At 66.5% G+C, this 20,715-nt stretch carries 22 protein-coding genes; 8 read left to right on the forward strand and 14 right to left on the reverse strand.

Annotated features, from left to right (window positions below; genetic code table 11):
• Nucleotides 1-26: 26 nt before the first annotated feature.
• The 7 genes from H7J93_RS26640 to H7J93_RS26670 all read right to left on the reverse strand — a co-directional run bounded on the left by H7J93_RS26640 (nt 27) and on the right by H7J93_RS26670 (nt 7,848).
• Nucleotides 27-953, reverse strand: coding sequence for an NAD(P)-dependent oxidoreductase (locus tag H7J93_RS26640; RefSeq protein ID WP_267309282.1), 927 nt, complete (start codon nt 951-953; stop codon nt 27-29).
• A 34-nt stretch (nt 954-987) separates the two neighbouring features.
• Nucleotides 988-1,458: a (2Fe-2S)-binding protein gene (locus tag H7J93_RS26645; RefSeq protein WP_264073180.1), complete on the reverse strand. Its 471-nt coding sequence runs from the start codon at nt 1,456-1,458 to the stop codon at nt 988-990.
• Nucleotides 1,451-2,326 carry an FAD binding domain-containing protein gene (locus H7J93_RS26650; protein ID WP_267309283.1) on the reverse strand — a complete coding sequence of 292 codons (876 nt, stop codon included), beginning with the start codon at nt 2,324-2,326 and terminating at the stop codon, nt 1,451-1,453. Before H7J93_RS26650 ends, H7J93_RS26645 begins: the two co-directional genes overlap by 8 nt.
• Nucleotides 2,323-3,051 (reverse strand): SRPBCC family protein, encoded by a 729-nt coding sequence (locus H7J93_RS26655; protein ID WP_267309284.1) that lies wholly within the window; start codon nt 3,049-3,051, stop codon nt 2,323-2,325. Before H7J93_RS26655 ends, H7J93_RS26650 begins: the two co-directional genes overlap by 4 nt.
• Complete coding sequence (locus H7J93_RS26660; protein ID WP_267309285.1) at nt 3,051-5,351, reverse strand: xanthine dehydrogenase family protein molybdopterin-binding subunit; 2,301 nt, start codon at nt 5,349-5,351, stop codon at nt 3,051-3,053. The genes H7J93_RS26655 and H7J93_RS26660 overlap by 1 nt, the downstream gene beginning before the upstream one ends.
• Before the next feature lie 108 nt (nt 5,352-5,459).
• On the reverse strand, nt 5,460-6,581 hold the full coding sequence (locus H7J93_RS26665) for an XdhC family protein (RefSeq protein ID WP_267309286.1): 1,122 nt from the start codon (nt 6,579-6,581) through the stop codon (nt 5,460-5,462).
• A 43-nt stretch (nt 6,582-6,624) separates the two neighbouring features.
• On the reverse strand, nt 6,625-7,848 hold the full coding sequence (locus H7J93_RS26670) for a cytochrome P450 (protein ID WP_267309287.1): 1,224 nt from the start codon (nt 7,846-7,848) through the stop codon (nt 6,625-6,627).
• A 100-nt stretch (nt 7,849-7,948) separates the two neighbouring features.
• Here H7J93_RS26670 and H7J93_RS26675 point away from each other — a divergent pair, with 100 nt between their 5' ends.
• The gene (locus tag H7J93_RS26675; RefSeq protein WP_267309288.1) at nt 7,949-8,611 is read left to right on the forward strand and encodes a M15 family metallopeptidase; all 663 of its coding nucleotides are present in this window, start codon (nt 7,949-7,951) and stop codon (nt 8,609-8,611) included.
• A gap of 224 nt (nt 8,612-8,835) precedes the next feature.
• Here H7J93_RS26675 and H7J93_RS26680 read toward each other — a convergent pair whose 3' ends face one another.
• Both H7J93_RS26680 and H7J93_RS26685 read right to left on the reverse strand, forming a co-directional pair.
• Nucleotides 8,836-9,306 (reverse strand): hypothetical protein, encoded by a 471-nt coding sequence (locus H7J93_RS26680; protein ID WP_267309289.1) that lies wholly within the window; start codon nt 9,304-9,306, stop codon nt 8,836-8,838.
• Complete coding sequence (locus H7J93_RS26685) at nt 9,303-11,399, reverse strand: glycoside hydrolase family 183 protein (RefSeq protein ID WP_267309290.1); 2,097 nt, start codon at nt 11,397-11,399, stop codon at nt 9,303-9,305. The genes H7J93_RS26680 and H7J93_RS26685 overlap by 4 nt, the downstream gene beginning before the upstream one ends.
• Before the next feature lie 25 nt (nt 11,400-11,424).
• Between H7J93_RS26685 and H7J93_RS29335 the strand changes: the two genes are divergently transcribed.
• Nucleotides 11,425-11,586 carry a hypothetical protein gene (locus tag H7J93_RS29335; RefSeq protein WP_267309291.1) on the forward strand — a complete coding sequence of 54 codons (162 nt, stop codon included), beginning with the start codon at nt 11,425-11,427 and terminating at the stop codon, nt 11,584-11,586.
• Between the two features lie 180 nt (nt 11,587-11,766).
• Here the strand turns inward: H7J93_RS29335 and H7J93_RS26695 are convergent, their stop codons facing one another.
• Nucleotides 11,767-12,135 (reverse strand): hypothetical protein, encoded by a 369-nt coding sequence (locus tag H7J93_RS26695; protein ID WP_267309292.1) that lies wholly within the window; start codon nt 12,133-12,135, stop codon nt 11,767-11,769.
• A gap of 72 nt (nt 12,136-12,207) precedes the next feature.
• Between H7J93_RS26695 and H7J93_RS26700 the strand changes: the two genes are divergently transcribed.
• From H7J93_RS26700 to H7J93_RS26710, 3 genes are read left to right on the forward strand one after another with little or no spacing between them, the layout of a single operon-like run.
• Nucleotides 12,208-13,476: a spinster family MFS transporter gene (locus H7J93_RS26700; protein WP_267309293.1), complete on the forward strand. Its 1,269-nt coding sequence runs from the start codon at nt 12,208-12,210 to the stop codon at nt 13,474-13,476.
• A gap of 10 nt (nt 13,477-13,486) precedes the next feature.
• Entirely contained in the window at nt 13,487-14,509 is a 1,023-nt protein-coding gene (locus H7J93_RS26705) for a zinc-binding dehydrogenase (RefSeq protein WP_499893133.1), read from the forward strand.
• Nucleotides 14,510-14,547: 38 nt separating this feature from the next.
• Entirely contained in the window at nt 14,548-15,252 is a 705-nt protein-coding gene (locus H7J93_RS26710) for a cutinase family protein (protein ID WP_267309294.1), read from the forward strand.
• Nucleotides 15,253-15,258: 6 nt separating this feature from the next.
• Here the strand turns inward: H7J93_RS26710 and H7J93_RS26715 are convergent, their stop codons facing one another.
• Nucleotides 15,259-16,476, reverse strand: coding sequence for a cytochrome P450 (locus tag H7J93_RS26715; protein WP_443677675.1), 1,218 nt, complete (start codon nt 16,474-16,476; stop codon nt 15,259-15,261).
• A gap of 91 nt (nt 16,477-16,567) precedes the next feature.
• On the opposite strand from H7J93_RS26715, the gene H7J93_RS26720 reads away from it, so the two are divergent.
• Nucleotides 16,568-17,194: a TetR/AcrR family transcriptional regulator gene (locus tag H7J93_RS26720; RefSeq protein WP_267309295.1), complete on the forward strand. Its 627-nt coding sequence runs from the start codon at nt 16,568-16,570 to the stop codon at nt 17,192-17,194.
• On the opposite strand, the gene H7J93_RS26725 is transcribed toward H7J93_RS26720, so the two are convergent.
• On the reverse strand, nt 17,191-17,892 hold the full coding sequence (locus tag H7J93_RS26725) for a cutinase family protein (RefSeq protein ID WP_372508047.1): 702 nt from the start codon (nt 17,890-17,892) through the stop codon (nt 17,191-17,193). The genes H7J93_RS26720 and H7J93_RS26725 overlap by 4 nt on opposite strands.
• A 147-nt stretch (nt 17,893-18,039) precedes the next feature.
• Here H7J93_RS26725 and H7J93_RS26730 point away from each other — a divergent pair, with 147 nt between their 5' ends.
• Nucleotides 18,040-18,420 (forward strand): carboxymuconolactone decarboxylase family protein, encoded by a 381-nt coding sequence (locus H7J93_RS26730; RefSeq protein WP_267309296.1) that lies wholly within the window; start codon nt 18,040-18,042, stop codon nt 18,418-18,420.
• 9 nt (nt 18,421-18,429) lie between these two features.
• Nucleotides 18,430-19,314, forward strand: coding sequence for an NAD(P)-dependent oxidoreductase (locus H7J93_RS26735; protein ID WP_267309297.1), 885 nt, complete (start codon nt 18,430-18,432; stop codon nt 19,312-19,314).
• Here H7J93_RS26735 and H7J93_RS26740 read toward each other — a convergent pair.
• Both H7J93_RS26740 and H7J93_RS26745 read right to left on the reverse strand, forming a co-directional pair.
• On the reverse strand, nt 19,292-20,182 hold the full coding sequence (locus H7J93_RS26740; RefSeq protein WP_267309298.1) for a hypothetical protein: 891 nt from the start codon (nt 20,180-20,182) through the stop codon (nt 19,292-19,294). The two genes, H7J93_RS26735 and H7J93_RS26740, sit on opposite strands and share 23 nt — an antisense overlap.
• Nucleotides 20,183-20,200: 18 nt before the next feature.
• Nucleotides 20,201-20,629: a cupin domain-containing protein gene (locus H7J93_RS26745; protein WP_267309299.1), complete on the reverse strand. Its 429-nt coding sequence runs from the start codon at nt 20,627-20,629 to the stop codon at nt 20,201-20,203.
• Nucleotides 20,630-20,715 lie beyond the last annotated feature (86 nt).

Here is a 20,715-nt window from a genome sequence, read left to right on the forward strand (position 1 = left end):
AAACCCCAACCCCAATGGGTCAACGACTACTTCCCACCCACACCACCCCCACCCAACGACAACGACCCCCCACCCTTCTGACCGCCGGCCTCCCACGATGCGACCATGCTGAGTGCGGACCAGTCGAGCTGTGCTCCACCGTTGGCGAGCAGCGTGAGGAAGCGATCGCGGATGAGGCTGGCCACCGGAAGTGGCACCTGTAGCGATTCACCCGCAGCGAGCGCGAGGCGAACATCCTTCAACCCCAGTGAGGCGGCGAAACCGGCGGGCTCGAACTCCTCGCGGGCCATCAGTCCGCCGTACGTCTTGTAGACCGGCGCATTGAAGAGCGTCGACGTCAGCAACTCGATGTACTCCTGCTTGTCGACACCGGCCTTCTCCACCAGCGCCATCGCCTCACCGAGCGATTCGATGACAGAGGCGATCAGGAAATTCCCGCTCAGCTTGACAAGGCTTGCGGCCTTCGGCTTCTCGCCCACCATGAACGTCCGCTGACCGATTGCGTCGAACACCGACGAAAGCGCCTGCACGGCAGCGGGTTCACCGGCAGCGACGACAAACAGCTTCGCGGCCGCGGCCGCCTCGGGCCGTCCGAACACCGGAGCCGCCACGAAACGGTGACCCGCCGCGGCATGCGCTTCCGTCAGTCGCTCCGCCAGCGCGACGCTGATCGTGCTCGACGATACGTGCGTCGCGCCCGACGGCAGCGACGCGAGGATGCCGTCGTCTCCAAATGTCACCGCCTCGACCGCATTGTCGTCGGCCAACATCGTGATGACGACATCGCCGCCGCATGCGTCCGCGACCGTCCGCGCCGCCTTGGCGCCCTTCTGCGCGAACGCGGCCACCTTGTCCTGCGAGCGGTTGTAGGCCGTTACGTCGTGCCCGGCATTGAGCAGATTGGCCGCCATCCCGGCGCCCATGTTTCCCAGCCCTACGAACCCGATCTTCACGGCATCCACCATGCCGGGTCCAACCGCGAAGCGCCTAGCTCAATTCCGCCGCGCGATGCACCGCGTTCACGATGCCTTGGTAACCGGTGCACCGGCAGAAGTTCCCGGATAGGCCCTCGCGGATTTCTTCATCCGTCGGCTCGGGGTTGTCGCGCAACAGCGCGGTGATCGAGACGACGAAACCCGGCGTACAGAAGCCGCACTGGAGGCCATGGCACTCGCGCATCGCCGCCTGTACCGGCGACAGCTGACCGTCCTCGCCCGCAATACCCTCGACCGTGGTGACCTCGCTGCCATCGGCCTGAACAGCGAACATCAGGCATGCGCGCACCACCTGCCCGTCGACCAGTACCGTGCACGCCCCGCAGGCACCGTGTTCGCATCCCAGATGTGTCCCGGTCAGCCCACAGTTCTCCCGCAGGTAGTCCGCCAACGTCAGGCGTGGCTCAACGGTCGCCTCGGTAGGCACCCCGTTGACGGAAACCCGCACTGGCCACTCATGCATTGCTTGCCCCTGTGATCGCAGATGCCCAGGCCCGGGCCACCATCGTGGCGCCGACCTTGGCTCGGTAGGCGGCCGACCCCTGCAGGTCGGCCGGAATGTCATCCAGGCCGCTGATCGCGAGTTGGCCGACCTCCTCGGCGGCGATGTCACCGACCGGGCGGCCGACCACGGCGTCCTCTGCGAGGCCGCCGCGCAACGGCGTCGAACCCAGCCCGAGCAGACCGATACCGCAGCGCGCAATCCGATCGTCGTCGTCCAACTCGACGGCGACGGCCGTCCCCGCAATCGCGAAATCACCGTGCCTGCGGGCGAACTCCTCGACCGCGAAACCGCACCGGCCGCCCCACACCGGGAAGCTCACCGCGGTGAGAATCTCGCCCGGCTCCAACGAGGTCTCCCAAAGCCCTGTGAAGAAGTCCACCGCCGAGATGGTCCGCGTGCCCTTCGACGACACCGCCTCCATCTTCGCGTCGAGAGCCAACGCGACGGCCGCATACTCCGCGGCGGGGTCCGCATGTGCGATCGCCCCGCCGAGCGTGCCCCTCGTGCGGATCTGAAAATGCCCGATATATGGCGTCGCCAAGGTCAGCAACGGCACCGAATCGGCGACCTCATCGTCCATTCCGACAAATGCGTGCGGCGTGCCCGCGCCGATGCGCACCTCGTCACCGCACAGATCGATACCCTGCAGTTCGGCGATGCGCGAGATGTCGATCAGGTTCTCGAAATGCGTCAGCCGCATCGCGAGCATGGGGACCAGGCTCTGCCCGCCGGCCAGAATCTTCGCGTCGTCGCCGAACTCATCGAGCAGATCGGCGGCCTCCTTGACGGACTCAGGCCGGTGATAGGCGAAGGGCGCTGCCTTCACGGCAGCCGCCGATCGGCCGGCGACAGGTTGTCGAGCAGCCGCAACAACGCGGCCTGCAGATCGTCGGCGACCACCGCCGCGGGTGACTTCTGCTTACGTCGCCCCAGCAGGAACCCGACCACCACACCCGCTCCGACGGCGGCCACCACCGGTCCGTAACGCTTGGCTAGCGACGGCGCCACCGCCTTCGCCAGGGTCAGGGAGTTGATGGCGTTGTCCTGCGGTGCGGTGGGTTGCGCTGCGGCGGCAGGGGTTTCGGCGGTGGAGGCGCCAGGTGCGGATCCGCCTAGCAGATCGGCCTCCAGGTTCTTGGCGAACTGCCCGATCAAGCTACTGGACACATCTGCGAGCACGCCCCGGCCGAACTGTGCCGCCTTGCCGGAGATCGTCAGGTCCGTGGTGATGAGGACAGTGGTGGAGTCACCCTCGTCCTTGAGCGCGGCGGTGACGACGGCCGCGGCGTTGCCACTTCCACGGGTCTCCTTGCCGTTGGCCTTGATCACGACGCGCTGCGCGGCCGCATCCTTTTCCTGGAAGGCCGCTTCACCCTTGTAGGACACCGTGATCGGGCCGACCTTGACCTTCACTGCGCCGGTGAACTGGTCGCCGTCGACGGACAGCAGCTGCGCGCCGGGAATGCACGGGGCGACCCGCTCGACGTCGGTGAGCACCTCCCACGCCTTGGCCGCGGGCACCGCGACGCGAAATTCGTTGTTGAGTTCCACTATTGGGCCTCCTCGATGAGGGCAACGACGGCTGATGGACTGGCCGGCAAGCGGGTCAGCGTGACACCGAGCGGCGCGAGAGCATCATTGATGGCGTTGACGACAGCAGCCGTCGACCCAATGGCGCCGCCTTCGCCGCAACCCTTGTATCCGCCGACGCCGGGGCCCGGAATCTCGACGTGCCCGAACTCGATCGGCGGTACCTCGGTGGCGGTCGGCAACAGATAGTCGACAAACGTTGATGACAACGGGTTTCCGTCGTCGTCGTAGACCATGTCCTCCAAGAGCGCACCGCCGATGCCCTGCACGGTGCCGCCCGCGATCTGCCCCTCGACGACGTTGGGGTTGATCATCGGGCCCACATCCTCACTGACGATGTAGCGCGTCAGCTTCACATGACCGGTCTCGATGTCGACCTCACACGTGCACGCGTGGGTCGCATTGGCCCAGTGGATCATCGCTTCCGGCGGTGACACGAACCGTGCGGTCGCCTCCAGCGTCGGCGATACGCCGCCCAGTTGCGCGGGCTCGTAGTACGAGCGATTGGCGATGTCGGCGAACGTCACGCTCTTCGAAGAGTCTTCCCGCGCAGTCGCTTTCGATCCGCCGAGCTCGATGTCGTCGGCGTCGATGCCCAACATCTGCGCGGCGATGGCGAGGATCTGCTTGCGCAGTATGGTCCCCGCTTCGTTGACGGCACCCGCCGTCATCGGTCCGGACCGGCTGCCCTGCGTGCCTGCGCCGTAGGGCGTCACGGCGGTGTCGCCCTGAATCGTCGACACATCTTCGATTTTGGCGCCCAACACATCGGCCGTCAGCTGGACGACGGTGGTCTCGATACTGTTGCCCGTCGACCCGCCGTTGACGTAGACGTTGATCTTGCCCGTGGGCTCGATGCGGATGGTGCAGCCCTCGGTTCCGAGGTGGCCCGTCGCGGCGCCGGTCGGCTCGATGTAGGCCGCGAAGCCGAGGCCGACGTAGCGGCCCTGGGCCAACGCGTCGGCCTGCTCTTTCCTAAAGCCCTCGTGGTCAAGGATTTTCACGGCCTGCTCGAACGTCTCCACCGGCGCCACATGGTCATAGGGCATACCGTTGGCGTTGAAGTACGGCATCTCGTCGCGGCGCAGCAGATTCTTGCGCCGCAGGTCTACCGGATCGACGTTCATCTTCCGCGCAGCCACATCGAGCAGGATCTCGCGCGCGAGAGTCTCGTACTGCCACGGACCGCGATACGCCGCGAGGCCTGCCGTGTTCGAGAACACCGTCTTGTAGTTGAAGCTGGCCTTCGGTACCCGGTACGGGCCAGGGAAGAACATGCCGACGGCGGCGGTGGTCAGCACCGGGTACGGCGTCGGGTACGCGCCGATGTCGTACGTGAAGTCGACGTCGACGGCGAGAATGTTGCCGTCCTCGTCGAGGGCCATCCGCGCTTTGCCGTCGACGTGGCGGGCTTGCCCGGCGGCCATCAGGTTCTCGCGACGGTCCTCGATCCACTTGAGCGCCGCGGGCACCTTGCGCGCGGCCAGCATGATGCACATGTCCTCGCGCATCGGCACGACCTTCTGGCCGAACCCGCCGCCGGTGTCGCGCATGATGACGCGCACGCCCTGCGCGGGAATGCCGAGCAGGCGTGCGCAGAACGCGCGCAGTTCGTGGGGGGTCTGAGTCGACGCCCATACCGTCAGCTCGGAGGTGGCCGCCGTCCACTCGACCACGAGGCCGCGCGTCTCGATCGGCACCGGCGCATAGATCTGCTGATAGACGTTCGCCGAAGCGACGTGTGCGGCCGACGAGAAGGTTTCCTCGTCCGGCGGTGCGCCGCCCATGCCGCCGGCCACGTTGTCGGGGTAGGCCTCGTGCACCACCACATCGCTGCCGATGGCCTTGGTGAAGTCGGCGATCGCAGGCAGCTGTTCGTAGTCGACGTCCACCAACTCGACGGCGTCCTCGGCGATATAGCGGCTCTCCGCGACGACGAGCGCGACTGGATCCCCGACGAACTTCGCTTCGCCCTCGGCCAGCGGGGGACGGGGCGTGTCGGGAACGTCCTTCCCGGCGACCGCGTGCCAGGCCTCCTTCACCTCGGGGTTCAGGTCGGCGGCGGTGAACACGGCGCGCACACCGGGCAACTGCAGCGCGGCCGAGGCGTCGATGCCGTTGATTCGAGCGCGGGCGAACGGGCTACGCACGAAGCAGGCGTGCAGCATGCCGGGGCGGGTGATGTCGTCGACGAACGTGCCGTGGCCCGTGAGCAGCCTGGTGTCCTCGACGCGAGCGACTCGGGTGCCTGCGTAAGCCACGTCTATCGCTCCAATCCGAAGGGCTGGATGACGGTCAGAGAGTCGAATTATCGTACTGCGATAAACATAGTGCCGGAAGTAGAGAGCGACATTACCGCATGATTTGTCTCATGCATCGTGGTGGATCCGTCCGTCGGTTTCGGTGAGCGGCGAGCCTCGTCCTCCCCAGCGGCGCGCGATGATCTCGGCCGCGATCGACACCGCGGTTTCCTCCGGGGTGCGGGCGCCGAGATCGAGACCGATGGGGCTCGCCAGCCTGGCCAGTTCCGCCTCGGTGAGACCGGACTCGCGCAACCGCGCCATCCGGTCGTCGTGGGTGCGCCGAGAGCCCATCACCCCCACATAGCCGACCTGCGGCAGTCGCAGCGCGACCTGCAGCACGGGCACGTCGAACTTGGCATCGTGGGTGAGCACGCAGATCGCGGTGCGGGAATCGATGGCGCCGGCCGCCGCCTGATCGGCGAGGTAGCGGTCCGGCCAGTCGACGACCACCTCCTCGGCGCCGGGGAAGCGCGCGGGCGTGGCGAACACCGGGCGCGCGTCGCACACCGTCACGCGGTAACCGAGAAACGTCGCCTGCCGGGCCAGTGCCGACGCGAAGTCGATCGCACCGAAGATGAGCATCCGCGGACGCGGGGCATGGCTGGCGACGAACACCTCCATGCCCGTCTCCTGGCGCTGACCATCGGGACCGTAGGACAGCACGGTGGACAGCCCGGCCGCCAGCAGCCCTCGCGCGTCGTCGGTGACCGCGGCGTCGGTGCGGGCAGAGCCGAGGGAGCCGTCGATGGCGTCCGGCCCGATGACGAGCCTGCGGCCGACCCGCACCGGATCGGGGTGTGCGATCACGGTGGCGACGGCGGTCGGGCGATGCGCCGCGATGTCGTCGGCAACCGCTTCCAATTGCGGGAACGTGTCGCGCGACATCGGTTCGGCGAAGATGTCGATGATGCCGCCGCAGGTGAGGCCGACGGCGAAGGCGTCCTCGTCGGTCACGCCGTACCGCTGTAGCTCCGGCCGTCCGGATGCGACGACCTCGTTGGCCAGTTCGTACACCGCCGCCTCGACGCAGCCGCCGGACACCGAGCCGGCCACCGTGCCGTCGGGAGCGACGAACATCGTGGCGCCGGGCTGCCGCGGCGCGGATCGGATCGTCCTCACGACGGTGGCGACGCCGGCCGTGCCGCCGGTCCGCCATACCGACAGCAACTCCTCGAGGACGTCGCGCACGGTCGAAGTGTAAGCCCGCGCCGCGCCGCGGCTGTGCAGATGCTCAGCAGCTGCCCCGGAAGCCGGACCGTTCGTCGAACTCGACGGGAAGCACTGCCGGTCCGGTGATGCCGACCAGCGGCTTCCACTGCGACGGCGCCGTCCGGCGCAGGTTCGTCATCCGGCGGGTCATGACCACCAGCGCCTCGGCCAGTTCGCGGCGAGCAAGGTTGGCGCCGAGGCAGTAGTGCGCGCCTGCGCCGAACGTCTGCATGGGCGGGGCGCCCGTCCTGGTGATGTCCAGGCGGTCGGGGTCCTCGAACACCTCGGGGTCCCTGTTGCCGGCGGCCGTATTGACCAGAACGAAGGTGCCCGCTGGGATCCTCACACCCGCGTACTCGACGTCCTCGATCGTCATCCGCATCGCGCCGAAGACGACCGGATAGAAGCGCATCAACTCCTCCACCGCGTTCATCGCCAGTTCCGGGTGCTCGGCAAGCAGCTCCCACTGATCGGGGTGGTCGCACAGGACGTCGATCGCTGCCGCGAGCTGGTTGCGGGTGGTGTCGGTACCTGCCACGAGGATTCCGGCCGCCAGCATGCGCAACTCTGGAGTCGTCAGCCGGTCACCGTCGTCCTCGGCGCGGATCAGCTCGGAGATGAGGTCGTCGGTCAGCGATTGCCTACGCTCGGCGACCATGCCGTCGACGTAGTCGTCCAGCTCGCTCCAGGCCGTCAGGATCGCATTCTCGTGTTCCGCCACGTTCCAGCTGAACAGCTTGAAGAAGTCGTCGGCCCACTCGGAGAACAGCTTCCAGTCCTGACTCGGGGCGCCTAGCAGCTCCGCGATCACGGGAACGGGGTACGGACGGGCGACGTTCTCGACGATCTCGCAGCGGCCCGTAGGTAGCAGCGGTTCGACCAATCGCGTGATGATGTCGGTGATCACGGTGTCCAGCCGACCGACCGCGCGCGGCGTGAACGCCTTCGACACGAGCCGGCGCAGCCTTGAGTGGTGTTCACCGTTGATGCTGAGCAGGGTCGAGCTCGCGCGGTCCCACAGGGGGCCCGACGTGATGCCCTGCGTCTCGAGGCCGAGACCTTCCGGCACGCACAACCGGTTGTCCCGAAGCACTGCGCGGGCCAACTCGTAGCTCAGGATCTCGGGGCCGTGCGCCCCCATCGCGATCGGCGAGCGCCGTACGGCCTCACCGAGCCGACGATGGGCTTCGTGCGGATCAGGAGCGTTCTCGTAGTCGACGGTGGGTAGGTCAAGTGCGGTGGTCATCGGGCCCTCCTCGCGTCTGACTGGACGCCCTGATCGTCGATCGGAGGCGAGGAAGCGGACTAGCGTAGGCGACTACCCCATTGGAGGAACGAGGTCACGCGTGCGCCACGTCATCGCCCCTCTGCTCGTCGCCTGCGGACTGGCCGGCGCCGCCAACGGCGTCGCGGCGGCATCGCCGGACCAGCCGATTCCGCCGGTCTCGGATGCGGCGCGCGCCGCCGGTCTGGTCGACGTCCGCACCGTCGTCCCCGACGCGATCATCGACCTGCGGTATGCGACGCCGAACAACTTCGTCGGGGTGCAGATGTATCCCGCCGACGCACGGTGCCTGGTCGACGAATCGATGGCAGCAGGCCTGGCGACCGCGGCTGACACCCTGCGGCCCGGTGGCGACGTGCTCGTCTTCTGGGACTGCTACCGGCCGCACGATGTCCAGGTCCAGATGTATGAGGTGGTCTCCGAACCGGGCTGGGTGTCGCGGCCGGGGCCGTACGCGCGCAGCCACGAAGCGGGGTTGTCTGTCGACGTCACGCTGGCCCGCGACGGCGAGTTGGTGGACATGGGAACGGGATTCGATGAGTTCACCCCGCGCGCGAACGCGTACGCCACCGAAGGAGTCAGTTCGGCGGCGCAGGAGAACCGGGCGAGGTTGCGCGACGCGATGGCCGCGGGCGGGTTCACCGTCTACAAGGGGGAGTGGTGGCACTTCGACGCACCGGGTGCCTATACCAACCACCCGATTCTCGATGTACCTGTGAATTAGGTGATTGATTCCCCTGTGCGCGGACTGACCGCGGCGGTCTCGCTGTTCGCGGGCTGAGCCGAGCGGCTACGCGGCAGGCTGTGCGGTCACCGGTTGGGTCTCTGCCAGGCAGTAGGCGCAGACCTGGGTCCCGAGCGTCGGATAACCGCATCCTCCGCACACATTGATGACAGCGGTTTCGTTCGCTTCAGGCATGACGCTCTATTACCCCGTTCAACACCAGCTCAACCTTTTCGAGTCCACAGACAATCGCCGCTCAGCTGCAGGTTGAACAGCCTCGGCGCAAACGTGACCTCGAGTGGTTCGCCCGCCGCCCCCTCGGCGACTTCCGGCGCAGAGAGAATACCTGGTTCGAGAACCGTCAGCTGCTCGGCGCGGCATCGGGTGTCCGCACTTCGCGGCGTCGCGATCCAGTCACCGGACTGAACGTCGGAGTTACGAAGGCCCTCCCCGTGCAGCAGGATCGGCGGGCCGACGCTCAGCCAGCGGTCATTCGGTGACTGCGGGGTTGTTTCAGCCTGCCAGGTGCCGCCGGTGCAGAGCAGTGGCATTTTCGCGTCGGCGGGCCGCGTCGCCGCGCCGGTGGCATCCGGCGGGCACGGTGTGCCGGGGGCGGGGTCGGCAGCGGCGGTGCCGGTCGAGAGCGCGACGGCCAGGGCTGCGGCGGCGATTGCGACCGGGCGGTAAGCGGTCATTTCACTTTGTCGAGGTCTGTCTTCATCAACATCACGTTGTACTCGGACCACAGCGACAGGTTCCAGTACAGCTCGGAGCCGGTCCCCTTGGTCGACGGCGACCACGGATGCATCATGGGCGCATAGATTCCGCCGTTCTGCTGTTTCATCAAGACCTTGGGCCCCGACCAGCCGCCCTCCGGGCGGTCGGATGTCCGCATGATGATGCTGTTGTTCCGATCGGCGTGGAGCACAACGAACTTCTCGAGATGCTGGTTGTACTGAACCGACATCTCGCTGACTCCGCTGCCCGGGTTGACGTTCACGGCTCCGCACGCGCCGGGTGTCGTCGTCGTCTGGCCGAAGATCGCCGTCGCGGCCGCCGGATTGCCCTTCACCCACCGGGCTGGGGTGGCGCCGACGCCGTACCACCCGCCGGCGGTGCCGCCATTCCAATACTCGTACTTCGACAGATCGAGGATGTCGCGTTCTGGGACGCGGGCGACGTAGGCCGAACCCAGCCGACCGTTGGGTGTCCCGTACGCGTAGACGTAACCGTCGCCGGGCCTGACGAACGCCATCTGCTGGAAATTCTGGTTACCGCTCCCCGGGGTGTTGTAGCGAACCGTCTGGGGCGCAACCGTCCATGTTTCGCCGTTGTCCTCGGAGTACGCGATCGCCGAGTAGTTTGTCGTCCATTGGCCTGGGGCGCCCCACTTGGTTACCGACATGAAGCTGATGTACTGCGTCACCTCGTACTGGGTTCCCGGTGTCGGCACGGAGATGCCTGCGGTCGGAATCAACGTGATCCCCGCGGGTAGGCCGCTGGGGAAGATGATTTGCCGCGCCATGTACTGATAGGGCGCGTTCGGCGGGACATACGTCAGCGGTGATCCGCCAAAATCATTGCCGGTGAACCATTCTGGGTCGGTGAAGTCCAAGCCGTCGAAGAGGTCGGCGTCCACACTGCGGAACAGGACGTTCGGTCGCCAGTGGGTGCCTGCCGCCATGCCGCCGACGCCGAAGGTGTCACCGAAGGCGATCAGAATCTGGTGTTCGTTGTACGGGGTGCTCAGATCGTCGACCATGCCGTTGTCCCACATGATGCCGAGATCGGTGCCCGTGACGCCGTAGTAGAACTGAGTATTGTTCGCCGGATTGTTCCCTGTGATCCAGTCCACGAATTGTGTTGAGACGCTGAGCCATTGGCCTGGCTGTGGGAAGACGGGCCGCACGGTTGGCGGAGGCGTCGCGAGCGCGAGGCTCATGGTCTGCGCGGAGGCGAGCGTCATCTCCTCCTCGGCGCCACCGGCGAGCGCATCGATGAAGGTGTCCAACTCGCGCCGGGCCACGGCGAGCAACGTCCAGGCGAGCGGGGCGGAGGGATCGATCGGTGTGTTGCCCGCAAGCGGGTTGAGCAGTGCGTCGACCACATCGGACACGACTTCCACTGCGGCCGTCAACAGATCGGGCTCGTCGGTGGCGTCTTCGGTTTCGGTGACCTCGACGAGGTCTTCCGTCGTCTGCGCGGCCATCTCCGGTGACAGATTCAGCGGACCCGATGCGGCGAGAGTGCGGGCGTCGACGAATACCGCGACGTCCTTGACGTCCTGGTTGACCGAGCCGGGGTCGGTCGACGACTGGACGGTCAGCGCTGTCGTGGTGCTGCCCGGCTGTGTCGTCGGTGACGTAGCGGGATCATGGTCCGAACCCTTGGTATCGACAGGCTTGGTGTCGACGGGCGGGACCGTTTCGTTCTCGGTCTCGTCGTCCTGCTTGGTCTCGTCCTCGACGACGGGCTGTGTGGCTGTTTCTTCCTCGGTTTCTTTCTCGACTTCTTCCTGGCCGCTCGCAAGCTCGGTCTGCTTGCCGGGCTCCTCGGTCTTGGACGGCTCGGATTCCTTTTCGTCCTTCTTGACTTCGTCGTTTACGTCGGATGTCTTCGATCCGGAGCTACTCAGCGTGCCGGTATTGGTCTGGGCGCTCACCTGCCCCGGTTCGGCGGCCCGCCGCGTCTCGTTCTGCGTCCCGGTGGCACCTGCGCCGTCGTCGCTCTTGTCCGTCTTGTCGCTCTTGTCGGTCGCATCGGAAGTAGTGACCGGCGACGTATCCACCTTCGATTCATTGGAGGTGGTCGTCGTGCCGGTTGACGCGCCCGTCGTCGACCCGGTGCTGGTCGAGGAATCCGTCGACGATGTCGACGATGAATCCGTGGTGTCCGCGGTGGCAACCCCGGGGCTCATGGCGATCGCCGTGCCGACGCCTAACGCAAAGGCCAGCCCTCCGACGCGCCCGATATAGCTGGCAGGTCCCATGCCATCCCTTTCAAAACATGGTCCCCCGACCCGTGAAGCAATTAGATAGCACAGCGGCCGCTTGCGCAGCAAAATGAGGCAAACGTCCCAAAATTCACATTGGCCCCTGTGGGCTTGATCTTGGTGGCGTTTTGTCGAGGAGCTCAGACGTCGTGCTTTGTCCTGGCTAAGGCATCAAGCCCGCGTCACGCAGGGCATCCTCATACAGGCCGAACGCGTATTGCAGCCCGTCTCCGACCCACGCCTCGACGATCCCCACGTTGTCGGCGATAGCTTGGACCTGGAACGCGTACGACTCGAACTGCTTGTCCTGATGCAGGCTTTCTATCTGCTGCCGGGTGCCCTGGATGAGAACGAATCCCCCTAGTTCGTTGCTCTGCGGCTTGAGCACCGCGGCGTCGAATCGCTCGATCCTGCCCTCGCGCACGAGGTCCTGCAGGTAGCCGGTCAGCTTGTCCTTCAGGAATTCGAGGGCTTGCGTTTCACGGCCCCGCGTGGGGATCCCCCACACCACCCAGACGCCCGCTTCTGCCATGGCTCTCCTTCTACACCCCGACGTTGCATTCAGTCGCGTGACATGCGGAACGCAATCTGTGAAGCTTCCGCGGTGACGCTTGTCGATGACACGCTGACGCCCCACAGCACGCGTCGGGCCTGGGCGGCCGTCGTGCTGCTCGCGGTCGTCGGCACGCTCAACTACGCCGACCGCTTTCTGCCGGCGGTGCTGGCCGAGCCGATCAAGAACGACCTGGCGTTGTCGGACACCGCAATCGGCGTCATCAACGGGTTCTGGTTTCTGGCCGTCTACGCGGTGCTCGGCCTGGTGATCGCGCGGCTCGCGGACCGTGGCGCCTTCGGCCTGGTGATCTCGAGCTGTCTGACCCTGTGGGGCACCATGACGATGCTCGGCGGGGCGGTCCAGTCGGCATTCCAACTCGCGCTCACCAGGATTGGCGTCGCGGTGGGAGAAGCGGGCAGCACGCCGGCGGCGCACGCCTACGTGGCGCGAAATTTCGCACCGGAGCGCCGCGCCGCCCCGCTGGCCGTCATCACCCTCGCGATTCCGTTGGCCAGCGCCGCCAGCCTGCTTGGTGGCGGGCTGCTCGCGCAGACGCTGGGGTGGCGAACGGCGTTCGTGTTGATGGGTGCGATCAGTGTCGTGTTCGCACCGCTGGTGCTCGTTGTCCTCGGACGCCGTCAGTCGATGCCGGTGGTCGAGCCCGCCGACAGTGTGGTGCAGACGCGCAAGGCGTTGGATCTCCTTAAGAAGTCGAGCTTCCTGGCCGTCGTCCTCGGCGCCGCATTCATCTCGTTCGCGGGCTACTCGCTGACCACCTTCGCCCCTGCCTACCTGATGCGAACGCGCGGGATGTCACTCGGCGACATGGGTCTGCAATACGGTCTCGCCAGCGGCCTGACCGGGATCGCCAGCCTCCTGATCGTGGGACGTGTCGCGGACCGCCTTTCCGCCAGGGATCCTCGATGGTCGCTGTGGCTGGTGGCCGCGATGACCGCTGCGATGATCCCGTTCTCGGTTCTGGCGTTCCTGGTGGAAAGCCGGGTGCTGTGTATCTGGTTCATCGCGTTGAGCTACGTCGTCGGCACGGCGTACATGGCACCGTCGATCGCCGCGATACAGCGGCTGGCGCGTGTGGAGGAGCGCGCGACGGCGTCGGCGATCTTCCTGTTCTTCGGCGCCATGGTCGGATCGGCGGGGCCGTATCTCACCGGGGTCATCAGCGACGCGCTCAAGGCCGACCTCGGCGCCATGTCTCTGGGGCGCGCGCTGTTGATCGTTCCGGTGGCGCAGGTGGTCGCAATCGTCTGCTATCTCGTGGCGAGCCAACGCTTCTTGCGCGAGATCGTCGACAGGTAGTTTCACGGACGTGGCTGAGCTGATGAACCGTCAGATCCTGTTGCGACGCCGACCGACCGGATTGGTCGCACCCGGGGACACGGAGTTGGTCACCGCCCCCGCGCCCGAGCCCGCTGAAGGGGAGGCGCTTGTCCGCACCACCTATGTGGGCATCGACGCGGCCGCGCGCACCTGGCTGAACGACCAGCCGGGTTATCTGCCACCGGTGCAGATCGGCGAGGTCATCCGCGCGGCGGGCATCGGGGAGGTCGTGGCATCGCGCTGCGACGCGTATGCCGTCGGCGACATCGTCACGACGCTGACCGGGTTTCAGGAGTACGTCATCTGCCGCGACGACATCTTCACCACACCGGTGCCAGGGCCCCGGGACGAGGTCGACCAGCTCGCGGTGATGTCGGTGTACGGGCCGACGGGTGCCACGGCGTACTTCGGGATGGTCGGCATCGGCAAGCCGAAGGAGGGCGAGACCGTGGTGGTCTCCGCCGCCGCGGGAGCGACGGGGTCGGTGGCCGGACAGATCGCCAAGATCGCGGGCGCACGCGTGGTGGGGATCGCGGGCGGTCCTGAGAAGTGCAAGGCGGTGGTCGAGGACTTTGGTTTCGATGCGTGCATCGACTACCGCGCGGACGACATCAAGGCCGCTCTGAAAAAGCACTGCCCCCGCGGAGTCGACGTCTATTTCGACAACGTCGGCGGGCCGATACTGGACGCCGTGCTCGGCCGTCTCGCCCCGAAGGCGCGGGTGGTGTTGTGCGGCGTCATATCCAGTTATCTGACCGGTGAGCATCCCGGTCCCGCGAATTACGTGAATTTGCTGGCGAAGACGGCGACGATGCAGGGTTTCAACGCGCTCGACGAGTGGGGCAGGTTCGAGGAGGCGTTCGGCCCGCTGCGCCAGTGGGAGGCCGAAGGCAAGCTCGTGCATCGGCAAACGATCTATGAAGGCATCGAATCATGCGTCGACGCGATGAACGGGTTGTTCACCGGTGCGAACATCGGCAAGATGCTCGTGAAGATCAGCGATCCGACCTAGACCTGAATACCCACGGACGAAAGGGGGTACAGAGGATCATGATCTCCAGCGTCCTACGTTTGCTCGGCGTGGCCGTCACCTCCGTTGCGGCTGCGTTCATCGCACCGGTCCCGTTCGCCGCCGCACAGGGCTGTCCCGATGTCGAAGTGATCTTCGCCCGGGGCACCGCCGAGCCACCCGGCGTGGGCGGAGTGGGTCAGGCCTTCGTCGACGCACTACGAGCGCAGGCCGCGCCGCGGTCGGTCAACGTCTATCCGGTCAACTACGCCGCGAGCAGTGACTTCGGCGATCGCATCGCGTTCGCCAGGACGGTCGTGGACGGCATCCGCGACGCCGGTCTGCACGTCGAATCCACGGCGGCGAACTGTCCCGACACCAGGATCGTGCTGGGCGGGTTCTCCCAGGGCGCTGCCCTGGCCGGCTATGTGACGTCGGCGGAGATCCCCGACGAGGTGCCCGCCGAGTATCGCGAGTTCATACCCAATCCGATGCCGTCCGACGTGGCCGAGCACGTGGCTGCAGTGGTCCTGATCGGCCTGCCGTCACCCGAGTTCATGAGCAGCGTCGGCGCACCGCCCATCACGATCGGACCCTCCTACGCCGACAAGACGTTGAAGCTGTGCGCGCCGGACGACACCATCTGCAACGGCGCCGCCCCCGGACCGCCCAGCTGGGCCCACGCGATGTACGGCGTCAACGGCAGCACGAACGAGGCAGCGGCGTACGCAGTGCAACGCCTCTAGGCGGGGTCACCAGGTGACGGGCAGCTCCTGCATGCCGTAGATGCCGGCCTCGCCCTTGAACCTCAGTTCGTCGACGGCGACCGCCAGGCACAACCCGGGCACCCGGCGAGCCAGCGTCGCGAATGCGATCTGCATCTCGACGCGGGCGAGGTTCGCGCCGATGCACTGGTGCACGCCGTAACCGAAACCCAAGTGCCCGCGCGCGTTTCGATCGCCGTCGAGCACGTCAGGACTCTCGACGAAGGCCGGGTCCCAGTTGCCTGCCGGGATGTTCATCACCAGAAAGTCACCCGCTCGGATGTGCTGACCGCCGAGGACGAGGTCTTCGGTGGCGACCCGGTCCACCTGACTGTGGACGATGGCGAGATAGCGCATCAGTTCTTCGATGATGTTGGCGATGACGGACGGGTCGTCGGTGTGGCCGAGCCGCTTGAACAACTCCGGATGTTCCAGCAACGCAAGCGTTCCCAGCGCGATCATGTTCGCGGTGGTCTCATGCCCGGCCTGCATCATGATCGCCCCGGTGACCGTCGCGGTCTCGGCGCTGATGTCGCCGGTGAGCACGTGGTCGATGACGAGGCGGCCGAGCAGGTCGTCGCCCGGTTCCCGCTTCTTGCGCTCGACCAACTCGCCGATGTAAGCGAACATCGCCCCGAACGCCTGCGCCTTCTCCTCATCTGAGGCATGGACGTCCAACCCCACCGTCGTGTGGTGGTGGAACAGTCCCAGGTCGTCGTCGGGCACCCCGAGCAGATGTGCGATGACCAGTGACGGCACCGGTAACGCGAAGGTGCGCACCAGATCGGCAGGCGGTCCGGCATCGAGCATCCGGTCGAGATAGGAGTCGACAATCTGCTGGATCTGCGGCCGCATACCGTCGACCCGCCGAAAGGTGAAGTCTCGGGTGAGCATTCGCCGAATGCGATGGTGCTCGGGATCGTCCACGCGCGCAAACATCACGGGGGTGTTGTTGTCGCTGTCCTTCGGCAACATCCCCGCCGGAATGGTTTCAGCCGAGAGCCGCGGGTCGACCAGTGCGGCCCTGATGTCCTCGTACCGGCTGACCACCCAGGTCGGCTTGCCCTGATACATCGCCCGGCGCAGACCCGGTTCCTCGCGCCACTGCGTGAACTCCGCAGGCGGATGCAATGGGCACGACGCCGAGCGGGCCGCGGGGATGGCGGGGAGGTCGGACTCCGTCGCCTCGGAAGTCGTTGTTGTCACCGGCGTTTCCCATTAAATGTCAGAAGCCTGCCAATTAGCCAGAGCGTAAATCGCAAGGGAGTGTCAGTCAACTGTCAGTTAGACTGGGCCGATGCCTGCGGTAGCCGACCGGCCGCTGCGCGCCGACGCAGCGCGCAATGCCGAGCGCATCCTCCGCGCGGCGCGTGACGTCTATGCCGAACTGGGAGCCGACGCGCCGCTGGAGGCCATCGCCCGTCGGGCAGGCGTCGGCGAGCGGACGCTGTATCGACGGTTCCCGACGAAAGGCGACTTGATCAGCGCCGCGCTGGACCAGAGCATCGCCGAAGACCTCACGCCTGTGATCGAGAAGGCCCGTGCCGACAAGGACGCGATGCGGGGACTCGTCACGTTGATCGAGGCGGCGATCTCTCTCGGCGCCCGCGAACACCATCTGCTGACCGCGGCGCGGCGGGCCGGCTCGCTGCGGTCCGACGTCTCCGCCGAGCTGAACGACGCGCTGGCCGAACTCACCGCCCGTGGCCGAGACGCGGGGGTGATCCGCCCCGACGTGGTCAGCGACGACCTGCCCCGCTTCATCGCGATGCTCTACACCGTGCTGCTGACGATGGATTCCGACGGCGACGGCTGGCGACGCTACGTCGCCCTGCTCATCGACTCAATATCCACCGGTCCGCGGCGGAGGCTGCCGCGAGCGGTGCCGCTGCGGTTCGAGCCCTCGTCGACCACGTGGCTTTAATGTGAGCTCGCGCCTTCCGAGACGCGGGCCGCGGCGAACGTTGCGGCCTCGTCGGTCATGCCGTTGACCGGATAGAGGTTGTGCGCGGCGCCGTCGCCACCGCCGGGCGAGCAGATCGGATCGGCGGGGACACACATATCGAGGGTCTTACCCGAGTACAGGCTGCCCACCGTGATCGGTGGGGCGGCGGTGTTGATCGTCTGCAGGAAACCGTTCGACGGCTTCCCGAAGAGCGCCACCGCAGCGACGTGGTCGGCGACGTCCGCGGGCATCGGACCGGTGATTCCCTGCGGCAAAGTGAAGCCGGCCGGCACCGCGTCGGCGGTGATGTACCCGGCCACGGCGGCACCCTGCGAGAAGCCGCCGAGCACGATCTCCGTTTCGGGGCACATGTTGGCGACGTCCTGAACCTTGTTCCTGGCGTCGATGACGCCGTCCGCGGCGGTAGCGAAATCCAGTGACGCGGGGTAGTTCACCGGGTAGACGTCCATCGTCTTGTCACCGATCTTCGAACGCAGCGAATCGACGAACGACTGTCCGACCCCACCCACTCCGGGCGCTTCAAATGTGCCGCGCGCGAAGACAACCTCGACGTCTGGACATGCAGCGGCTGATGCCGACGGTGCTGGCGCCGACGCCGCCAGCAACGCCGCAACCGCTACACCCGTGAGAATGACCAACCGATTCATGACCCGCATACCGACGCACCCGCCTGTGATAGTTCCTGATTTGTCTGGGGCTCAACGCTGCGCTCCGCGTACGCGGAGTTCCCGACATGGATGGGAGTAAAACTCGAAAAATCGTTCTCGGGGATACTCGAGGCTCGCTCGAAGAAAAGAGGCCATGTGGACCAAGAGGCATACGACAAGGGCCGGGAAATCAGAACCGAGGTTCTCGGCGAGGCCTATGTCGCGCAGGCGGCGGGAAACGTCGACGAATTCACAGGGCCCTTTCAGGATCTGGTGACGGAGTATTGCTGGGGTGCGGTGTGGGGCCGCGAAGGTCTGTCCCGCAGGACCCGCAGCATGCTCAACCTGGCGATGCTCGCGGTGCTGAATCGGCCGAACGAATTGCGGACGCACATCAAGGGCGCGCTCACCAACGGTGTCACTTCAGATGAGATTCGCGAAATCTTCATGCAGGTAGCGGTTTACGGCGGGGTGCCGGCGGCCGTCGACAGTTTCCGGGTCGCGCGGGCCGCCTTCGACGAGCTCGAGCAGGGCTAGGAGCTGCGCATGGACATCGGCTTCATCGGTCTGGGCAACATGGGCTTCCCGATCGCTTGTCGGCTGTTGGCCGCAGGGCATCGTGTCGTGGTGTTCGACACCCGCTCATCCGTCGTCGATGAGGCCGTCCGGCAGGGCGCCGAGGCCGCGACATCTGCAGGCGACGTCGCCGACCGCGTCGAGACCGTCATGGCGAGCCTGCCGACACCGCAGGTGTCCCTGGAGGTCGCGGAGGCCGTCGCGGGTGGTTCGGCGATCCGCCGCTTCGTCGATTTCTCCACCGTGGGAAGTCAGACGGCGCAACGCAATAGCGCAGTTCTGGCCGCCCACGGTGTGGCCGCGCTCGACAGCCCGGTGAGCGGGGGTGTGCACGGTGCGCAGGCGGGCACTCTTGCGGTGATGGTGTCGGGCCCGCGGGACGAGTTCGACGAAATCCTGCCGGCCTTCGAAGCAATCGGCCGCGTCACCTTCGTCAGCCCGAAACCCGGTGCCGCGCAGACGATGAAGCTCGTCAACAACCTGATCGCCGCTTCATCGCTTGCGGTGACCGCCGAAGCTGTCGCGATGGGGGTCAAGGCGGGCCTGGACGCCCAGGTGATGATCGATGTGCTCAACTCCGGGTCCGGTGGCACCCACGCGAGCCGCGACAAGTTTCCGCGAGCGGTGCTGCCACGCACATTCGACTACGGTTTTGCGACCGGCCTCATGGTCAAGGACATCCGGCTGTACCTGGAGGAGGCCAAGGCGCTGGGGCTGCCGACGGAGCTGGCCGACACGGTCGCCCGGATGTGGGAGAGCATGCTGTCCGCAGAGGGGCCGGACTCTGATTTCACGTCGATCGTCAAACCGATCGAGGCCGCCGCCGGTGTGGTCATCGCGGCTCGGACGCCATGACCGGCTCGCGGCTGCCCCTTTCGGAGGTCGCCGGGTGCAACCACGCGGCGATGTTGCGCACATAGTCCTTGAAGGCCACCAGCCGCGACGGGTCCGCCTTGATCTCGTTGCCCTCGGCTTCGGTGACAAAGGTGGGCGCGCCGCAGTCGAGATCCCAGTTGTAGTCGGCGAAGTGGTGAAACGTCGACGCCGCCAGCGCCCGACCCATCGGCCTGCCGGCCGGGGACGTCTCACCGTCCAGCACGACGGCGAGGCCGAAGCGTCGACCCGACGCGGTGCTGCGGCCCTCCGCGAGCACCTTCGCGTTGGGCACACACGCGGACACCGCACCCTCATGTGGGTGGGCCGGGAACCACTCGATCCGGCCGCTGTCGGTGTGGTCGGTGCGCAGCAACGCGTGCACCGGCTCGACCGCGAACACGGGCTGATAGTCGCCGTTGGCCCCGGAGTGATAGTTCGGCCACGAGATCGTCGGGGTGTCCTGGTCGTCGCGCATCCGCGCCGGATCCGGGTTCTTCACATGAAAATGGTTGACGTCACCCAAAGATCCGAGCCCGGTCAGGCAGCTGCCGAGATCCTGATGGTCGCGGGCGGTGAGCACCCCGCCGCCGTTCTCCCGGAACCGCACGATGGCCTGGGATTCCGCGTCGGTGAGACCGTCGCCGACATCGACGGCCAGCAGCCACAGCTGGTCGAAATCGAGCTCGTCCAGCCGACTCAGGATCGGGTCGTTGGTTGCGCCGGCCCGGTTACGCGCGGTCACCTCGTGTCCCGCGGCGCGCAGTTCCTCGGCCAACAGCGAGAACCGGCTGATGTCCCAATCGTCGGGGTGTGCGGCGATCGTGGTCTGCAACAAGATCTTGGACATCGGAATCCCTTCGCTTGCTCAGGCTTTCGCGGGATCGCGGCGGTCCCGACGGGCGAGTAGTTCGTCTTCGTCGACGAAGGTGAGCATCTGTTGGCCGGGGGCGCAGAACATCGTCACGAGGAAGCGGACCCTGACGTCGTCGCGCGCGTTTCCGTCGGAGTAGTGAATGGTGTCGCCACCGGGCTCCCAGAAGGTTTCACCGGCCTTGACGACTCGCGGTGGCTCACCCTCGAGTTCGAACAGCATCTCGCCTTCCAGCACATAGCCGAAGGCGGGCCCGCTGTGCCGATGGGGCGGGGTTCCCGGATCGCCCGGAGGGAACTCGACGACGATGGTCATCGCATGCGAACCGGGGGCCACGTCGGGCGGCATGGCCTCCTGTAGCACGGTCACCGCCGTCTGCCATGCGGTGCTGTGGGGATTCGGTGCTACCGATTCGCTTGTCATGTCCGGCTCCTTCGGATGTGCTGGCGGGGGTATACCTCTCGGACCGGGCAGGGCCGGGATTTGTGACAGGGCGCTGTTCGATGTCC

It is taken from the genome of Mycobacterium barrassiae (assembly GCF_025822765.1).
In the GTDB taxonomy this organism is placed as follows: Bacteria; Actinomycetota; Actinomycetes; order Mycobacteriales; family Mycobacteriaceae; genus Mycobacterium; species Mycobacterium barrassiae.

Bases quoted from the DNA above. Each gene is read 5' to 3' on its own strand.
- H7J93_RS26725 (WP_372508047.1), bottom strand. From the start codon at position 17,892: ATGCGGGTCATGAATCGGTTGGTCATTCTCACGGGTGTAGCGGTTGCG.
- H7J93_RS26645 (WP_264073180.1), bottom strand. From the start codon at position 1,458: ATGCATGAGTGGCCAGTGCGGGTTTCCGTCAACGGGGTGCCTACCGAG.
- H7J93_RS26680 (WP_267309289.1), bottom strand. From the start codon at position 9,306: ATGACCGCTTACCGCCCGGTCGCAATCGCCGCCGCAGCCCTGGCCGTC.
- H7J93_RS26710 (WP_267309294.1), top strand. From the start codon at position 14,548: ATGATCTCCAGCGTCCTACGTTTGCTCGGCGTGGCCGTCACCTCCGTT.
- H7J93_RS26695 (WP_267309292.1), bottom strand. From the start codon at position 12,135: ATGGCAGAAGCGGGCGTCTGGGTGGTGTGGGGGATCCCCACGCGGGGC.
- H7J93_RS26670 (WP_267309287.1), bottom strand. From the start codon at position 7,848: ATGACCACCGCACTTGACCTACCCACCGTCGACTACGAGAACGCTCCT.
- H7J93_RS26745 (WP_267309299.1), bottom strand. From the start codon at position 20,629: ATGACAAGCGAATCGGTAGCACCGAATCCCCACAGCACCGCATGGCAG.
- H7J93_RS26720 (WP_267309295.1), top strand. From the start codon at position 16,568: ATGCCTGCGGTAGCCGACCGGCCGCTGCGCGCCGACGCAGCGCGCAAT.
- H7J93_RS26740 (WP_267309298.1), bottom strand. From the start codon at position 20,182: ATGTCCAAGATCTTGTTGCAGACCACGATCGCCGCACACCCCGACGAT.
- H7J93_RS26735 (WP_267309297.1), top strand. From the start codon at position 18,430: ATGGACATCGGCTTCATCGGTCTGGGCAACATGGGCTTCCCGATCGCT.